Source organism: Niallia sp. HCP3S3_B10 (genome assembly GCF_052064465.1).
Lineage (GTDB): Bacteria > Bacillota > Bacilli > Bacillales > Cytobacillaceae > Niallia > Niallia hominis.
This window is the reverse complement of record NZ_JBQHVO010000032.1, coordinates 18838-35523: the sequence shown is the minus strand read 5'-3', so window position 1 is coordinate 35523 and position 16686 is coordinate 18838. Positions and strand designations below refer to the sequence as shown.

General features: G+C 34.5%; 15 protein-coding genes. 6 read left to right on the top strand and 9 right to left on the bottom strand.

Annotation, left to right across the window (positions count from 1 at the left end):
- Positions 1 to 15 precede the first annotated feature (15 nt).
- The 3 genes from ACTNDN_RS14565 to ACTNDN_RS14555 all read left to right on the top strand — a co-directional run bounded on the left by ACTNDN_RS14565 (position 16) and on the right by ACTNDN_RS14555 (position 2655).
- Positions 16 to 192 carry a hypothetical protein gene (locus ACTNDN_RS14565; RefSeq protein ID WP_441131348.1) on the top strand — a complete coding sequence of 59 codons (177 nt, stop codon included), beginning with the start codon at positions 16 to 18 and terminating at the stop codon, positions 190 to 192.
- Between the two features lie 228 nt (positions 193 to 420).
- Positions 421 to 1323, top strand: coding sequence for a PucR family transcriptional regulator (locus tag ACTNDN_RS14560; protein ID WP_235251750.1), 903 nt, complete (start codon positions 421 to 423; stop codon positions 1321 to 1323).
- A gap of 234 nt (positions 1324 to 1557) precedes the next feature.
- On the top strand, positions 1558 to 2655 hold the full coding sequence (locus ACTNDN_RS14555) for an ABC transporter ATP-binding protein (RefSeq protein ID WP_031535670.1): 1098 nt from the start codon (positions 1558 to 1560) through the stop codon (positions 2653 to 2655).
- A 79-nt stretch (positions 2656 to 2734) separates the two neighbouring features.
- Here ACTNDN_RS14555 and ACTNDN_RS14550 read toward each other — a convergent pair whose 3' ends face one another.
- Entirely contained in the window at positions 2735 to 2977 is a 243-nt protein-coding gene (locus tag ACTNDN_RS14550) for a hypothetical protein (protein WP_231512503.1), read from the bottom strand.
- Between the two features lie 326 nt (positions 2978 to 3303).
- Between ACTNDN_RS14550 and ACTNDN_RS14545 the strand changes: the two genes are divergently transcribed.
- Positions 3304 to 3507, top strand: a complete 204-nt coding sequence (locus ACTNDN_RS14545) for an alpha/beta-type small acid-soluble spore protein (RefSeq protein ID WP_031535675.1) — start codon at positions 3304 to 3306, stop codon at positions 3505 to 3507.
- Between the two features lie 70 nt (positions 3508 to 3577).
- On the opposite strand, the gene ACTNDN_RS14540 is transcribed toward ACTNDN_RS14545, so the two are convergent.
- From ACTNDN_RS14540 to ACTNDN_RS14505, 8 genes are all read right to left on the bottom strand, one after another.
- Complete coding sequence (locus tag ACTNDN_RS14540; RefSeq protein WP_441131347.1) at positions 3578 to 5590, bottom strand: ABC transporter ATP-binding protein; 2013 nt, start codon at positions 5588 to 5590, stop codon at positions 3578 to 3580.
- A complete protein-coding gene (locus ACTNDN_RS14535; protein ID WP_235251752.1) occupies positions 5587 to 7347 on the bottom strand; it encodes an ABC transporter ATP-binding protein in 1761 nt (586 codons plus the stop codon). Before ACTNDN_RS14535 ends, ACTNDN_RS14540 begins: the two co-directional genes overlap by 4 nt.
- A 428-nt stretch (positions 7348 to 7775) precedes the next feature.
- Positions 7776 to 9065 carry an MFS transporter gene (locus ACTNDN_RS14530; RefSeq protein WP_441131346.1) on the bottom strand — a complete coding sequence of 430 codons (1290 nt, stop codon included), beginning with the start codon at positions 9063 to 9065 and terminating at the stop codon, positions 7776 to 7778.
- Positions 9066 to 9552: 487 nt separating this feature from the next.
- The gene (locus tag ACTNDN_RS14525; RefSeq protein ID WP_031535683.1) at positions 9553 to 10005 is read right to left on the bottom strand and encodes a helix-turn-helix transcriptional regulator; all 453 of its coding nucleotides are present in this window, start codon (positions 10003 to 10005) and stop codon (positions 9553 to 9555) included.
- 103 nt (positions 10006 to 10108) lie between these two features.
- The gene (locus tag ACTNDN_RS14520; RefSeq protein ID WP_081836553.1) at positions 10109 to 10264 is read right to left on the bottom strand and encodes a FeoB-associated Cys-rich membrane protein; all 156 of its coding nucleotides are present in this window, start codon (positions 10262 to 10264) and stop codon (positions 10109 to 10111) included.
- A 13-nt stretch (positions 10265 to 10277) separates the two neighbouring features.
- Positions 10278 to 12284 carry a ferrous iron transport protein B gene (gene feoB / locus ACTNDN_RS14515; protein WP_235251755.1) on the bottom strand — a complete coding sequence of 669 codons (2007 nt, stop codon included), beginning with the start codon at positions 12282 to 12284 and terminating at the stop codon, positions 10278 to 10280.
- 1 nt (position 12285) lies between these two features.
- Complete coding sequence (locus ACTNDN_RS14510) at positions 12286 to 12504, bottom strand: FeoA family protein (protein WP_031535687.1); 219 nt, start codon at positions 12502 to 12504, stop codon at positions 12286 to 12288.
- 321 nt (positions 12505 to 12825) lie between these two features.
- A complete protein-coding gene (locus ACTNDN_RS14505) occupies positions 12826 to 14097 on the bottom strand; it encodes a methyl-accepting chemotaxis protein (protein WP_235251756.1) in 1272 nt (423 codons plus the stop codon).
- A gap of 319 nt (positions 14098 to 14416) precedes the next feature.
- Here ACTNDN_RS14505 and ACTNDN_RS14500 point away from each other — a divergent pair, with 319 nt between their 5' ends.
- Together ACTNDN_RS14500 and ACTNDN_RS14495 are read left to right on the top strand one after the other, a co-directional pair.
- Entirely contained in the window at positions 14417 to 14965 is a 549-nt protein-coding gene (locus ACTNDN_RS14500; protein WP_048718708.1) for a GNAT family N-acetyltransferase, read from the top strand.
- A 161-nt stretch (positions 14966 to 15126) separates the two neighbouring features.
- Positions 15127 to 16443: a hemolysin family protein gene (locus ACTNDN_RS14495; RefSeq protein ID WP_349204426.1), complete on the top strand. Its 1317-nt coding sequence runs from the start codon at positions 15127 to 15129 to the stop codon at positions 16441 to 16443.
- Positions 16444 to 16686 lie beyond the last annotated feature (243 nt).

Sequence of the window (16686 nt, the reverse complement as noted above, 5' to 3'; positions counted from 1 at the left end):
GTAGGAGGGATTTTCATGAAAAGAGCAAAAAAAGATCTTGAATTTGAAGGCAAGGACAAAGCCTATTTAGATATTGACCGTATGATTAATGAAGGATTAGCTGGCGGTACGGTTTTCAATAGAGAAGAAAATGCTAATATCGAAGAAGCAAGAGAGCTGCCTGAAGAAGAACCACCTTATATAAGTGAATAAACTCATTCAGCATCCCCTTAATTAGTGATTTTATATGGAAGGGGGTGCATTTTAACTTTATCTCGGTTAATGTTAGTTTTTATCAGCCAAACTTCAGATTTTTCAGCCAATACTGAATCCTTTTCAGCCAAACTCTCCCTCCACAAACGCCCCCACTTGCCCCATTTCTATAAAAAGTTATAAAATAAAATTATGATAATGTTTTTACTATTTCGGAGGTAACATCAATTGAAGCATAAAATATTAGCTTATTATAAACATAGCTTGGAGCAATCAACGCCTCCAGCCCCGTCTCAGCTTTCTGATTATCATTGGTTCAAGACTAATTTTCAAGATGATTGGATTGGCATTCTAAAGCAGGAGATCGATGAATCTCAGCTAGAATTATTAAAAGCATGCTATGATTTTTTCGAACCTGATGAAACATTAAAGAAAGAAGAGTATACCTGGAATCAATATCTTTATTTCAATGGAGAAAAGCCTGCTTTTAAAAATGTTGAAACCATACGTTTCATCCAGTTTCAAATTAAAGGAATTTCTGTTTCTCTTGAAAAAAAATTGATTGAGTCTGCCTTTGAAGGATTTATAGATACAAATAGTCTTATTATATGGAATGGCTTAAGTGAAGGTGTGGTCATTGAGCAAAATGCACAATATTTAGAAGAGGAAGATTTACTTGCTCTTGCGCAAGCTTTACAATCCGATTTCTTTTTTTCCATTTGTTTTTATTTAGGAAAAGAAATGAAGCTAAGTAGTCCAATCCCCACAATATTTGGACAAGAAAGAAACTTATTTTCAAAAGGCTTGGCATTTATGCCAAAATCAAATGTACTCAGTATGGAAACGATTCTCCCAAACCTATTAATCAGCCGACTAAGAGAAGACGAACTTCATTTATTTAAAGAATGGTTCTCGATATTTGATGAAGATAAAGAACTTCTGCTGACCATTAAAACATTCATAGAAAACAATGGACACAGCACCAATACAGCCAAACAATTATTTATCCACCGCAATACATTACAATACCGCCTTGATAAATTTACTGAAAAAACAGGATTTGACTTAAAAAATTATCATAGTTACATAACAACCTATCTTGCTTGCTTATATTATACAAGTGGAAGATAGCACACTTTTCCAAAGCCATTATTGGCTTTTTTCTTTTGCATCCCCTCTTATTCTCCACCCAAATAAACATTGCCTATAGATTATTTGCTATAAAAACGAGCGAATTCACCTGATTATACAAGTTCTTAGGCATTTTGCTCAAAATTTTGTAAGCGTTTTTCATGCAATTCGCCAATTTGAAAACGGTATCAAAAGTGTTAAAGTATAACTATAAAATAGTAGGGGGAGAACAAAATGGCAGAACTAGTGTTAAAGAATATTTATAAAATTTATGATGAAAAAGTAGAAGCGGTTAAAGATTTTAATTTACACATTCAGGATAAAGAATTTGTCGTATTTGTTGGTCCTTCTGGTTGCGGTAAATCAACAACTCTTCGTATGATTGCAGGTCTTGAAGATATTTCAAAAGGTGATTTCTTTATTGATGAATTACGTGTTAACGATGTTGCTCCAAAAGATCGCGATATTGCGATGGTTTTCCAAAACTATGCACTATATCCACATATGACTGTATATGATAATATGGCATTCGGATTAAAACTTCGTAAATTCCCTAAAGCGGAAATTGAAGAAAGAGTAAATAACGCTGCAAAAATTCTTGGATTAGAAGAATACTTAAAAAGAAAACCAAAAGCATTATCCGGTGGACAACGTCAAAGGGTTGCACTAGGCCGTGCCATTGTTCGTGATGCAAAAGTATTCTTAATGGATGAGCCATTATCAAACTTAGATGCTAAATTACGTGTACAAATGCGTGCTGAAATTTCAAAGCTTCACCAAAGACTACAAACGACTACTATTTATGTAACGCATGACCAAACAGAAGCGATGACAATGGCAACAAGACTTGTTGTTATGAAAGATGGAGTTATCCAACAGGTTGGTGCTCCAAAAGAAGTATACGAAAAACCGGAAAATGTTTTTGTTGGCGGATTTATTGGTTCACCAGCAATGAACTTCTTTGAAGGAAAAGTAGTCGACAATAAAATGGTAATTGGCGATAGTTCTTTCATCATTCCAGAAGGAAAATTAAAAACATTGCGCGAACAAAATTATGTTGGTAAAGAAGTTATCTTCGGTGTTCGTCCAGAAGATATCCATGATGAATTAGTATTTATAAGCAGTTCAGAAAATACAAGCTTTGACGCAAAAGTAGATGTATTTGAATTAACAGGTGCAGAGAGCCTTGTGTACTCTACTCTATCTGGAAAAGAATTTGTTGCTCGCTTAGATTCAAGAGCCGACCTTCAAGCTGGTCAATCGGTTAAATTAGCGTTTGATATGAATAAAGGTCACTTCTTCGATAAAGAAACAGAACTTCGTATTCGTTAATTGCATACTAAAAAAAGGCTTACCTATATATGCTCGGTAAGCTTTTTTACTATTAGATACAATGGTCTCCATATCATTTTTATTCCTTTATTAATAAAATTTCTTCCTGCCCACAATGAGGACACTGTATAAAATGAGGACATAAATGTGCAGATAAATCTTGATAGCCATCTTCTAACTTCATCTGATCAATTGGCATATATGCACTATAGTCATCATAATAGTCCATCACTCTCCCCCTGTCTTCCACTTGATATCCACAGTTAGTACAAGGCTTTTCTAAGCTTTCCATCCCATTACAAATCGGACATATTGAGCCCACTTTATATTCACCTTCCTTTTTTCCACAATCCGGAGACATTAAGTAGTGCCTTAAAGAGAAAATGCACTTTATTCTGCCTTTAGTTTCTGTATTGAAATAGAAACTATCCAACTGTTGTAAAAGGAATTAATTTCCTCCATTTTTTGTTGAATAAGAACAAGAAATCCATCCATAATAATAGTACAAGCAACAACCAAGGCAACAACTAACCAGCAAAATGCCATATCTATTAATGGGTTACACCTAGTGGTAGTAAGAATTCTCTTACAACTGGTGCAATTCCAGTTAACCCAACCAAAAAAACAACTAGAAGGAGCTGGAACACAATGGCAAACAACAATTCTTCAAATCAACTATTAGTACCAGGAGTATCTCAAGCTCTAGACCAAATGAAATACGAAATTGCATCTGAATTCGGTGTAAACCTAGGTGCAGAAACTACTTCTCGCGCTAACGGATCTGTTGGTGGAGAAATTACAAAACGCTTAGTACAAATGGCTGAAAAGCAACTAGGTGGATTTCAAGGCTAATAACAATTTAATATAATGGCTAAAGCCCTCCTACATTTAGGAGGGCTTGCTTATGAAGAGAAATTATCCATTATCCTGCTAAACTCTCCCCTTGCTGCAACTGATACATATGATAATATTTTCCTTTTAATCCCATCAATTCATCATGATTGCCTTTTTCGATGATTTCTCCATGATCAAGTACGATAATTTGATCAGCATTCCGAATCGTTGATAGTCGATGGGCAATGATAAAGGTCGTTCTGCCTTCCTTTAGTACTTCCATCGCATGTTGAATGATTTGTTCTGTTTCCGTATCAATACTGCTTGTTGCTTCATCTAAAATAAGAATCGCTGGATCAAAAGCAAGCGCTCTGGCAAAGGAAATTAGCTGTCTTTGCCCACTAGAAAGCGTACTTCCCTTTTCAATTACTGGCTCATCGTATCCCTTTTCTAAATGCTTTAATACCCTATCTGCACCTACATCCTTTAATGCTTTCTCCACGGTTGCCCTTGATATGGATGGGTCATTTAACGTTACATTTGAGGCGATTGTTCCAGTAAAGAGGAACGGATCTTGAAGAACAATTCCCATATATTTACGAAGATCTTGCTTGGAAATAGACATGATATCTTTTCCATCTATCGTAATCTTCCCTGATTGAATATCATAGAACCGGAATAATAGATTCATAATAGAGCTTTTTCCAGATCCAGTATGACCTACTAATGCGACTGTTTCTCCTTGCTTTGCTTCAAAAGAGATATTTTTCAATACATAATCATTATCTTTATAGGCAAAGTTTACTTGATCAAACGTTACATTCCCTTTATAGCGTTCTAGTGTAACATCCTTCACATCAATTCCATCTTCATCTAATAATTCAAATACTCGTTCCCCTGCAACAAGAGCTTGCTCTAAATTAGCCAATTGATTGACAATCCCTTGTACCGGCTGAAAAAGACGATTAATATAATCAACAAATGCATAGAGCATCCCAAGAGAAAGAGCCGTTGTTGCTGTTAAAGATTGACCTGCAATATACCAAATAAACACGACAAATACTATGTTTCTTAATACATTCACCAAATTATGGGAGGTAAGACTATTTAAATGGAGCATCTTATTTTGAAAGCGAAAATGCTCCTTATTTAAATCCTCAAATTCTTCCCTTGTTTGCTTTTCTTTGCCAAAGGCTTGAATGATATGCATTCCTTGAATAGATTCGTTCACCATTCCATTAATATCACTAATTTTTGCACGAATCACATGATTATATCTAGACGCAAATTTGCGGTAGCCAATCATCCATATATATAAAATGGGAAGAAGAATTAAACATATCGCTGCAAGAGGCGGATTCAAAATAAACAGGGCAATATAAATTCCGATAATGTTAATTCCACTTGAAAAGAAATTCGAGAGTACTGTTACATATAGCTCCCTAATTGCCTCTGTGTCATTTGTTACTCTGGCAACTACTTTACCAGCAGGAAGATTATCAAAATATTTGATCGGCAACCGCTGAATTTGCGCAAATACGTCTTCCCGCATTTTTTGAATAATTCGGTTTGCTGACTTTTGTAATAAGTAATGCTGGCCGTATTGGAATATGGCAGAAATAATAACTAATCCAAAATAAAAAGATAAAAGCTTTAAAATAGGCATAATTTCTGGCTTATAAAAATCAAATACTTCCGTTCGAGTTAAAGCAGTAGCGGGATAGGTTGCCATTTCTCCCTCTCTGCTGATTGTCAGTGTGCCATTCGCAAATTGTCGACTTCCATCAAAGGAAATAGTGCCATCTACAAAAAGAAATTGTCTTCCAACCTGAAGAATTCTAGCTTCTGCAAGCATTTCTTCATCTAAATCAAGGTATTCAGCTTTTTTGTAAAAATTCCCGTTATATGCTACTGCATCGCTAGTTGGTTCTGTTTGATACCAAAGGGATTCAATCCCTGTTATATGATCATCAATTACTTTTTTTGCAACAAACGGTCCTGCAAGGTCGGCGATAACAGCAATTGTCAGCATGAGTAGCGCAGTAAGAATTATTCCTTTAAAGCTCCATGCATATCGAAATAAACGTTGTCCAGTAGTCATGCTTGCACCTCCACTTCTTCAGATTCTGCTTTCGTCTGTTGCGTAATATATTGTTCTTTGTACCAGCCATTCAAATCCATTAGCTCATCATGTGTTCCATGCTCTATGATATAACCATCTTCCATTACGATAATATGGTCAGCATGTTGCACAGCTGTCATACGATGTGTTGTAATAATCGTTGTTTTTGCTTGGCGTTCCTGCTTTATATTCGAAATAATCTTTTGCTCCGTTTTTGCATCTACCGCTGATAAAGAATCATCTAATATTAAAATTTCCGGCTTACGGATAAGGGCTCTGGCAATCGAAATACGCTGTTTTTGCCCGCCAGACAATGCGACTCCTTTTTCCCCAACAAGTGTCATTAACCCTTCTGGAAGCATATCAATATCCTGTTTAAAAGAGGCAAGGCTAATTGCTTCCTCCAATTCTTTTTCCGTAGCATTTTCTTTTCCAAATAAGATATTCTCTTTCACTGTTTTTGAAAAAAGAACATGATCTTGGGGAACATAGCCAATCCAACCTCTTAACGTATGTAAATCGATCGAATCAATGCTATTCCCGTTAATCTCAAGCTTCCCTTCCCCTTTTGGATATTCTCTAAGGAGCTGCTTTATAATTGTCGTTTTCCCACTTCCTGTTTTACCAACAATCCCAACGGTTTCTCCTCTTCTGATGGTTAAATAAATATCACGAAGATTTTCTTGTTTAGATGATGGGTATTGAAATTGCACATCCTTTAACTGGATAATTTCTGGAACACCCAGTCCATTTCCACTTCCCGAACTGATGACATCCGCTTTGTAGCTTAATGTTTCCTGCACCCGATCTAAAGAAGCATTTCCGCGCTGCATGATATTCATTAATTCCCCCACTGCAAACATTGGCCAAACAATCATTCCTAAATACACATTAAATGTAACAAGCTGCCCAATTGTTAACTGTTGCTGGAATACTAGATAAGCTCCATAGCCAAGACCAATTAAATAGCTTAACCCAACAAGAATTCGTATAGTAGGGTCGAATAAAGAATCTATTTTAGCAACACGCAAGTTCTTTTTGAACACATCTTCTGTGAAATGATGAAATTGTTTTTCTTCTTCTTTTTCTAAAACATATGCACGAATCACGCGTACTCCTGAAACAGACTGCAAGACACTATCATTCATATCACCAAAAGCATCCTGTGCTTCCATAAACCGCTTATGGATTCTTTCCCCATATATTTTCATGATTACTGCCATAATAGGAAGTGGAAGAATCGCTGCAAGTGTTAATTTCCAGCTTACTGTTATGATCATCGTAATTAAAATTGTCAGCATAAATACTGTGGAATCGACCAATGTTAAAATACCAAACCCCGCAGTAACCGACACTGCCTTTAAATCATTCGTTGCTCTTGCCATTAAATCTCCGGTTTTATTTTTTTCAAAAAAGGTTGGCGTCATTTTTAATAGGTGATTCATAAATTTGCTTCTTAGTTTCAATTCTAAGATATTTGCTCCACCAAATAACTTATACATCCAAAAATAGGTAATGATATACGTACTGATTGTGATTCCTGATACAACAAGTATATACATCATTGTTTTATTGGTCGTTAGTGTTCCAATCGTTAGTTCATCGATAAACAATCCTAAAATTCTTGGTGGCAATACCTCAATAAATCCAACAATAATTAACAGAATTATAGCTATCGTATAACTTTTCCAATGCTCTTTAAAAAACCATTTTAATTTAAAAAATATCGAAAACATTCACTCATCCCCTGTCTCTCTTCTTTGCTGACTAGCCACTTTCTAAATCCTTTAACTCATTTCTCGCCTCTTTTACTGATACAATCATCGACTTTTCCTCCTTTACTATTCATTAGAAAATAAACGTTTTGCCCTTTTTTGCATTCCATATTTTCCCACAAAAAAAGAGACAGACCGCAACCATGCGACCCATCTCTAGATGATAGAAAAATACACAGGTTACCTATAATGGCAACCAGCTTTTTTTTTGCAAAAAATTATCGATAAGAAAGAAGAAGGTTACCAATGTATGAAGTTTTAATGGAGTAATATCTATTTAATCTTTTCATCAGTAACCATCCTTTCTCTACATTTATTTTCCAATATAAATGAGATTAACACGTAGTTTTTATAAAGTCAATTGCAAATATTTCGAAAATCAAAAGAATTTAATAATTTAGTTGAACCTCTTTTTTCCCAGCTAACTTTTCTTTTGCTTCCTTTTCTCTTGCTAATCTTGGCAATACTAAACTGTAATAGCCACCAACAATAAGAAAACATGTGCCCACAAACCAATAAATTATCTCTATAGAAAACCATTTAGGATAGCCGATTGAGATAATCCCAAGCGTAATGGACTGTGACAGCATCATTAGCGGGGTAATCCAGCCTTGTACCCTTCCCATCATTTTCGGCTCTATAATGGTTGGCATCCATCCACCAATTGCAATATTAATCATCGGTAACCCCAATGCTAATAAGAAACAAATTGTTAAAAAGAATAGGACATTTGTGGCATATGACGCTAGAATTGTCATAACAGCAATATAAAATGCTCCGATTATAATCAGCTTAAATAATTTTACCTTTTGGGTAAGAAGAGAAGAAAGGAAGCTTCCAATCATTACTCCTGTGCCAAAGACAATTCCCAAATAAATTGATACTTGTTCATAATTATCAGGAGCTAATTTATATTTCAAAATAAATACTTGTATCACACTAAATCCGCCATTTACAACCCCAAATGCAATAAATCCATAAATTAATGCTAATAATAATTTATTAGAGAGTATGTACTTTAGACCAATCATAAAGTCACTCCATATAAATCGAATATTTAAGTCTTTTAACGAGTGGGTGCCATTTGGTTGTCGAATTTCTTCACTCAGCTTCATTGACTTAATGAGAAGCCCGCTTATCGTTAAAGTAACAACATCAACTACTATCGCTCCATAAATCCCCAATGTCCAATATACGAATATACCAATCGCATTACCGAATAGCATAAAGACACTATTAATGAATTGATTAAGTCCTGCTGCGGTTGTATAGTCCTCTTTTCTTAATACCCCTTGAAGAATGCCTTGTTCTGCAGGAAAAAAGAATTTCTGAACAGCACTTCGAATAAATAAAGTGAGAAAGATAAGTGGCATCCAGCCAGTGGAAACTGCGCCTAATAAGCATAGAGACATGGCTGCTGCTATCATCTCACAATGGTAAGCAATCTTCTTTCGGTCTAGTCGATCTGCCACTACTCCAACAAGAAAAAACACGGCTAGCGTTGGCAAGGAAAACATTAATTCCGTTATCGTGGCATAAGATGGCTGCTCTGAGAAACGATCAAGAATATAAAACATGAAAGCTGTTAAACCAATAACACTCCCCATTTGTGATGTGACATTGGCTATAAATAGTCTGGTAAAGCTCGCATTTTTAAAAATTTCTGTAAATTTATTCATTTCTTATCCCTCATCCTTTAGTTGATGAGTTTATTCTATCTTTCTTGCTATAGATAATGAACATTCATGCGATGGTTTCTCTTTCCGTCTATAGACGGAAAGAAATTCCATTATTAAGTCTGATATCAGATTGTTTTCTTTATGAAAGGGAGCCAGGCTCTTTGAATGTAATGAAAATATACTTTGCCAGATGTCTCTTTTTCGTTTAATTGAGGCTTTTATGGTTACTGAGATGCTCTCTCTTTACCTTTTCCTCTTGAAAGATGCTCTTATAGACACGGATGCTAACGCTTAAACCTGTATAGCATTTCAATCTATGTTTTCCTTTGTTGTTTTTCCTCACCGCATGGACCCATTCAATCATTTCATATTAAGATTTATAAGTGATTTTCTAATAAAGTAGCACAAAAATAGGCTGCCCTTATTAAATTATTAGTCTTTTTCAATAAAAACTAACACTCATAGGACAGCCTAATTTATGCATGATTTATTCGCCGTTAAGTTCCTTAAAACGATCTTTTGATTCTTTTTCTTCAAAGCTAGAGAAGATTCGAAAATGGTCCTCGTCAATAATTCGAAAATGCTGACTTATAATATTTTGTTGTAGAATAAATCCATTCTTTTTTTCTACTTCTCTCCACCATACTTTTCCACCAAGGGTTTTCTCTTTTCGATAATCCATTCCATCTCGAGCAACTGTTTCTAATACCTCTAATGGCTCATTACCAAATAAAAAGCGAACCGTTTCTGTCTCTCTAAAAAGTGCGCAAACTGCTACTACAGTAGACCAACCTGCGTATAGTCTGCCTTTCTCAATTTGCACTAATGTCTTTTTTGATAAACCAATAACCTCAGCCATCTTATCTTGGGTATATCCCGCTTCTGTGCGTATTAATCTCATCTTTTCCGATACACTCTCAATAATTTCTTCTCTAGTCAAAGTTTCTTCATTCCCTTATTAGTTATGTGTAATTTTACACCATCACTAATATTATAAGCTTCCTTTGCATAAATATCAATTTAAAACTATGAGATGCCCTAAATTAATTATTTTTGTTCAATGCTTCACATTTTTGTTCGCAAGCTTTCTGTAAGGAACACGCTGCACATCTTCCCTTTTTCGATTGTTGAATGTGACGGTATAACCCATAACTTGCGTAACTAAAAATCAGAAATCCGAGTAAAATGCTGATCAACATTCTATTCACTCCTTTAATTTAAACCGATCCATTTTCCGAGTTGATAAATTACAAAAGAAATAAGATATGCAAGAATAAGTGCATAACCAACAGAAAATGCAGACCATTTTTTTGATCCTGTTTCTTTATAGATAGTACCAAGTGTTGCTAGGCAAGGAATGTATAATAGAATAAACACCATAAAACTATAGGAGGCTAGCGGCGTATAGACTTCACCCATTAAATGCTGCAAGCTTCTTGTATCAGGAACGGCATATATGATATTCATAGCAGAAATAATTGCTTCTTTTGCAAGAAATCCAGTTAATAAGGATGCTCCTGCTTCCCATGTTCCAAAACCTAGTGGGGCAAGAACTGGAGCCATCACTGAACCAATTAACGCTAAAAAGCTTTGGTCCATTTTTACATCTAATCCCCCTGGGCCTAAATAAGTTAATAACCAGATGAAAACAGAACCAGCGAAGATAAAAGTACCTGCCTTCTTTAAAAATCCTTTTCCTTTGTCCCATGTACTTTTCCATAATACCTTTATACTAGGTAATCGATATGGTGGCAGTTCGATTAGAAAGATAGATTTTTCTCCTTTTAAAATAGTGGAGGAAAATAATTTAGCGAGTAATAAGGCCATTACAATACTTAAAATATAGAGAGATAACACTATTATCGCTCCATTTTTTCCAAAGAAAGCTCCTATGAATAATGCATAAACAGGAAATCTTGCCGAGCAACTCATTAATGGTAACAATAAAATCGTTAATAATCTCTCCTTCTTTGTTTCGATCGTTCTTGCCGCCATGACCCCAGGAACATTGCAGCCAAACCCAATAATCATTGGGATAAAGGCTTTCCCATTCAATCCTACATTTTCTAACCATTTATCCATTACGAGTGCTACTCTAGACATATAGCCCGAGTCCTCTAAAAAGGAAATACAAAAAAACAAAATAAAAATTTGCGGAACGAAAACCAAAACCCCACCTACCCCTGCAATAATTCCATCAATAACAAGGGATTTTATAAAGTCTGTAGCTTGCAAACTTGTTAAAAGACTTGTTACTCCATTCGTTAATAAATCAGAAATAAAATAATCTAGCAAATCAGATAACGGTGTTCCAAACCAATCAAAAGTCATCATAAATAATAAATACATAAAGACTATAAAAATAGGAAAACCTAAATATTTATTTGTTACAAGATAATCTAAATTATCCGAGATTGGCATACGTTTTTTATCTGCTATTACTTCGACTCTTTGTACAATTTGATCAACCACTTCTCTCCGTTTAAGATAGATTACTTGTTCTGGCTTTTTTCCTATTTTTTCACATTCTATTGTTACATCATTAATCAATGAATCTATCTCTTGTTTTGTCAAAAGATTAGTTAGAAAGGAACGAATTGCTGCATTTCCATCAAGTAATTGGATTGTAAGCCATCTTATTGAAAGGTCTGTTTTTTCTTGAAGCATGAGGGTCATTTTTTCTATTGCCTCTTCTATTATTTCTCCATAATGAATAGATAGAGTATGTTCTTCATTCTCCATCGTCTGTTTAATAGTGGACGCTCGTGATAGCTCCTCACAACCATTCCCTTTTCTTGCACTTATTGCAATAGTAGTAGCTCCTAAATAGGTTGCTAACAAAGGATAATCAATACTCTTCCCATTTCTTTTTGCAATGTCTATCATATTTAAGGCAAAAATAACTGGTTTACCGTATTCTATTAATTGGATTGATAATAACAAATTTCGCTTTAACTGAGAGGCATCAATGATATTGACAATCCGACTCATCTTTCCTTCTAATAAATACTTTGTGACTACAGCTTCTTCTTCAGAGATTGGTGTTAAAGAATAAACACCTGGCAAATCTACTAAAATTGCCTTTTTATTTTTTAAAGTACCGATCTTTTTCTCTACCGTCACTCCATTCCAGTTTCCAACATATTCATATGTTCCCGTTAGATGGTTAAATAAAGATGTCTTTCCAGTATTCGGATTTCCCAAAAGTGCTAATTCCATCTTATACCCTCTCCATTTGCAAAATTTTCATATCTCTTTTTCTCATCCCAATTACTGTACCTTCATATTCCAAAATGCATGGTCCTTCAAATGGCAAAATTTGCTGGATAGTTATTACAGCACCCTCCATTAATCCGAAATCAAGTAATCTTCTTTGAAGCATAGAATTTCCTTCTTCTACTTTATTTATTTTTAATCTTTGTCCAACCCTAACTTCCACCTTACTTCACCTCTTTTCTTCAATTGAGAATGATTATCTTTCTCTTATAAGATAGTTATATCAATCACAACAACAGTATTCAATCTGATTTATACAGATAATTGTGACAATTCAATGAATTTTAGAAACTAATGTATTTGTGCACTACCCTCCCCACTGAGATGAATTGTTTTTGTGGAGGCTTTTAGTTAAAACTCTAGGACTTCTTCTAACCATAGTGAAATGGCATCTTTATCTAGGAAACTAGCTTTTGATAATTGCTTTCTTTATGTTTTCGAAACTATAAAAAAAAGCCTTTGCTCCCAAGCAAAGGCTTTTCCTTTATAATAGATTAAATTTTACCAATGAATCCTTCAATTCCTCATTACTACTCTTCATTACTTCTGCTGTTTTGGCCATATTTCCAATTGCAGATGTTTGCTCATCAGTACTAGAAGCAATTTGTTCAACTGCTGCAGCTACAGACTCTGATACTTCTGAAACCATTGCAATGGAACGGGAAATATGATTATTTTGTTCAACCACACGGTTAAGTTCACCTGTCATTTCTTTAACTGCTGCAATACTATTAATAACAGCTGCTGCAATCGCAGTAAATTCTTTTTCTGTATCCTTTACTGCTGTGTCTAATTCTGCTGTTTGGTTTGTCGTTTCATATATCGACATGACCGTACTTTCCATTTCTTTTTCAATATTTTGGATCATATCTTGAATTTGTTTGGTAGCAGAGTTTGTCTCTTCAGCTAAATTTCGAACCTCATTTGCAACAACAGAGAAGCCTTTTCCATGTTCGCCAGCTCTTGCAGCCTCAATGCTTGCATTTAAAGCGAGAAGATTTGTTTGTTCTGCAATTCTATTAATAGTGGAAGTAATTTTTGAAATATCTAGCACTTTTTGATAGAGACTGCTGATTCCAATACTTACATCGTTTGTAGACTTACTTGCATTCTCATTACATATTTTCAGAGAATTAATCGTCTTTTGTCCATTATGGGATGCTTCTTGCGCATTTTCAGTCGCTTGCTTAATGATTTGATTTTTTCCTTCCATATTATCAATCGAATTAGTAAGACTATCAATCTCTCTTTTCACTTCTTCCAATTCGGACGCTTGGCTTACAGCTCCTTCCGCAATTTCAGCCATTGCTCTACCAATTTCTTCTGAACTTGCCAATGTTTCCTCTGCGATAACCGAAACATCATTTGCTTGATTCAGCCCATTTTCATTCACCGTTTTTAAACTGGATACTAAAAAAGAATATTTCTCCTGTAACTGATCAATAGAACGGCTTAATTGACCTATTTCATCTTTCGCCTTGTAGCTATATTCGAAAGATGGCTGTCCCTGCAACACCATATTTACTTTGTCATTCAGGCGGGAGATTGCCTTAAATTTACCTTTCATTAGAACATATAAAACAAATGAGCTTAATACAGTAATGATAACTACTGCACCTATAAAGATTATTACTGTTTCTGAATTTTCATTTTTGGCGACATAAAAACCAACAAATGCACTAATTAATGTAGTTATTAGGATAAGCACATTCATTATAATGAGCGTTTTCACTTTAAAACTATTTTTCTTTTTCATTACGAAACATCCTCTCTTCCGCCGTCCATATTAAGGGGCCATTTCTAAGCAAACACCGATATGAAATAAACGCTTTCACTAATAAACAGCGTCTCCATCAGAGAATGCCTTAGTTATGTCTCTATATCTTTAATATCGGTACATTCTACCTATTTTTTAACCTATTTTACAATATTTTATAAAAATTACTGTCTGGTTTCAAAACGCCTAATTTCCACTTTAGATAGCGTAAGATTTCAAAGTTTGCGAGCCAAATATTTTTCTTCGCATAAAATACAACGATATCTCCTTCTTAGAAAATTAGAAAGGATGAACGATGTTGTTTAATATTTTTGTAGATCAGCAGATTAGATTACGACTATTAGAAGTAAAAGATTCCAGTGAACTTTTTCAAATCGTTAATCAAAACAGAAAGTATTTACGGGAGTGGCTCCCATGGGTCGATCAAATAACTTCTCCTTATCAATATCAAACCATTATTCCCTTATGGAATAAACTCTTTACTGAACAAACGGAACTAAATGCAGGCATTTTTTTTAATGGTAAGCTAGTAGGGATGATTACGTTACAACAAATAGATTGGGGAAGCCGCAAAGCAAGCATTGGTTACTTTTTAGCAGAAGATGCACAAGGACATGGTATTATGACAAAGTCTGTAGCTGCCATGCTGAATTATGCTTTTTATTATTTAAAGTTAAACCGAATGGAAATACAATGTGGGGTAAGAAATATAAAAAGCCAAGCAATTCCTGAAAAGCTAGCCTTTACTAAAGAGGGAATTATCAGAGATGGTGAATTTCTTTATGACCATTATCACGATTTATATTCCTACAGCATGCTGGCAAGAGAATGGGCAGCAAAGCAGTAATTTTTCCCGTCCCATTCATTTAAATGAGGATAAAAAACAAAAATTGTTCAAATCCTCTCCTCTCTTTATTTTATTTTATGAAAGAAAAGGTATAAAATAAGAAAATAAAAGAATTATGATAATACTTCTTTGATAATAAATGATTGGTGATGAAAGAAATAATGATTGGAATGCAACTATTGGTAATTGTCATACTAACTGCTTTTTCTGCTTTTTTTGTGGCAACAGAATTTTCTATTGTTCGTGTAAGACCTGCAAGGATTGAACAACTTGTAGAAGAAGGACATAAAAATGCCCTTACAGTAAAAAAGATAATTGAAAATATTGATAGCTATCTATCTGCCTGCCAATTAGGGATAACTATTACCTCTTTAGGACTAGGTTGGTTAGGACAACCTACCATTTTAAAGTTGATTCAGCCTTTAATGGTAAATTGGGACGTTCCAGCTGCTCTATCCCAAGGTTTGGCGTTTGTACTCTCTTTTTCGATTATTACATATATTAATGTAGTTATTGGAGAACTTTTCCCAAAGTCTGTCGCTATTATTCTTACGGAAAAAATCTCCTTATTAGTAAGTAAACCACTTATCTGGTTTTACACCATTATGTATCCCTTTATTTGGCTCCTAAATAAATCGTCAAGACAAGTAGCAAAATTATGGGGAATCTCAGATCCAACTGCCAATAATGAGGCACTATCTGAAGAAGAACTGCAAATTGTATTAAAAGATAGCTATAAAAATGGAGAAATTAGTCTTTCAGAATATAACTATGTTAATCGCATTTTTGCATTTGATAACCGATTGGCAAACGAAATTATGGTTCCACGGACCGAAATGGTGACATTAACTGATAACTTAACAATTAAAGAAGCCGTAAATATCATTCAAACAGAACGATATACTAGATATCCCCTTACTAAAAATGAGGATAAAGATAGCATCATTGGTTTTATCCATATAAAACAATTTCTCACTGATTGGATAAAAAATGGTAATGAAAATAAATCTTTATCGGACTATGTTCAACCAATTATTCATATAATTGAATCAACACCGATACAAGCTGTTTTTTTAAAGATGCAAAAAGAAAGAACTTCCATTGCCATTCTTTATGATGAATTTGGCGGTACTGCAGGTCTGATTACTGCGGAAGATATATTAGAGGAGATTGTTGGCGAAATTCGGGATGAATTTGACGAAGAGGAAACACCGCTTATTCAAAAAATTAGTGATCATCACTATATCCTTGATTCAAAGCTATCCTTAACAGAAGTAAATGAATTGCTATCCATCACAATCAATAGAGAGGATATTCATACGCTTGGTGGCTGGATTTTGTTTCAAAACCCCAACATTAAAAAGGGGGAAGCCATCGAATATAATGGCTATCTATTTAAAATTGACAAAATGATTCGACAGCATATTTTTACCTTTGATGTTCAAAAAATACCTTCACACCTAACTATAGAAAAATGATTTTACTTTCCATGATCGGAAACTTCCCCTTACTAGTTACGATGAAACAGCTAAACAAAAATGTTTCATCGTAATACTTATTTTTTCTTTCTTCTGTCCCTAACAGGAATCAGTGGATAGAGAACATGAAGCTTCCTTTAACTTCATACACTATATTAAAGACAGAAAATTAAAAAAGTTAACGTTATCATTGTTTGACTAGATAGTTTGGCTTACCGTATAATTATTAATACAATTATCCAA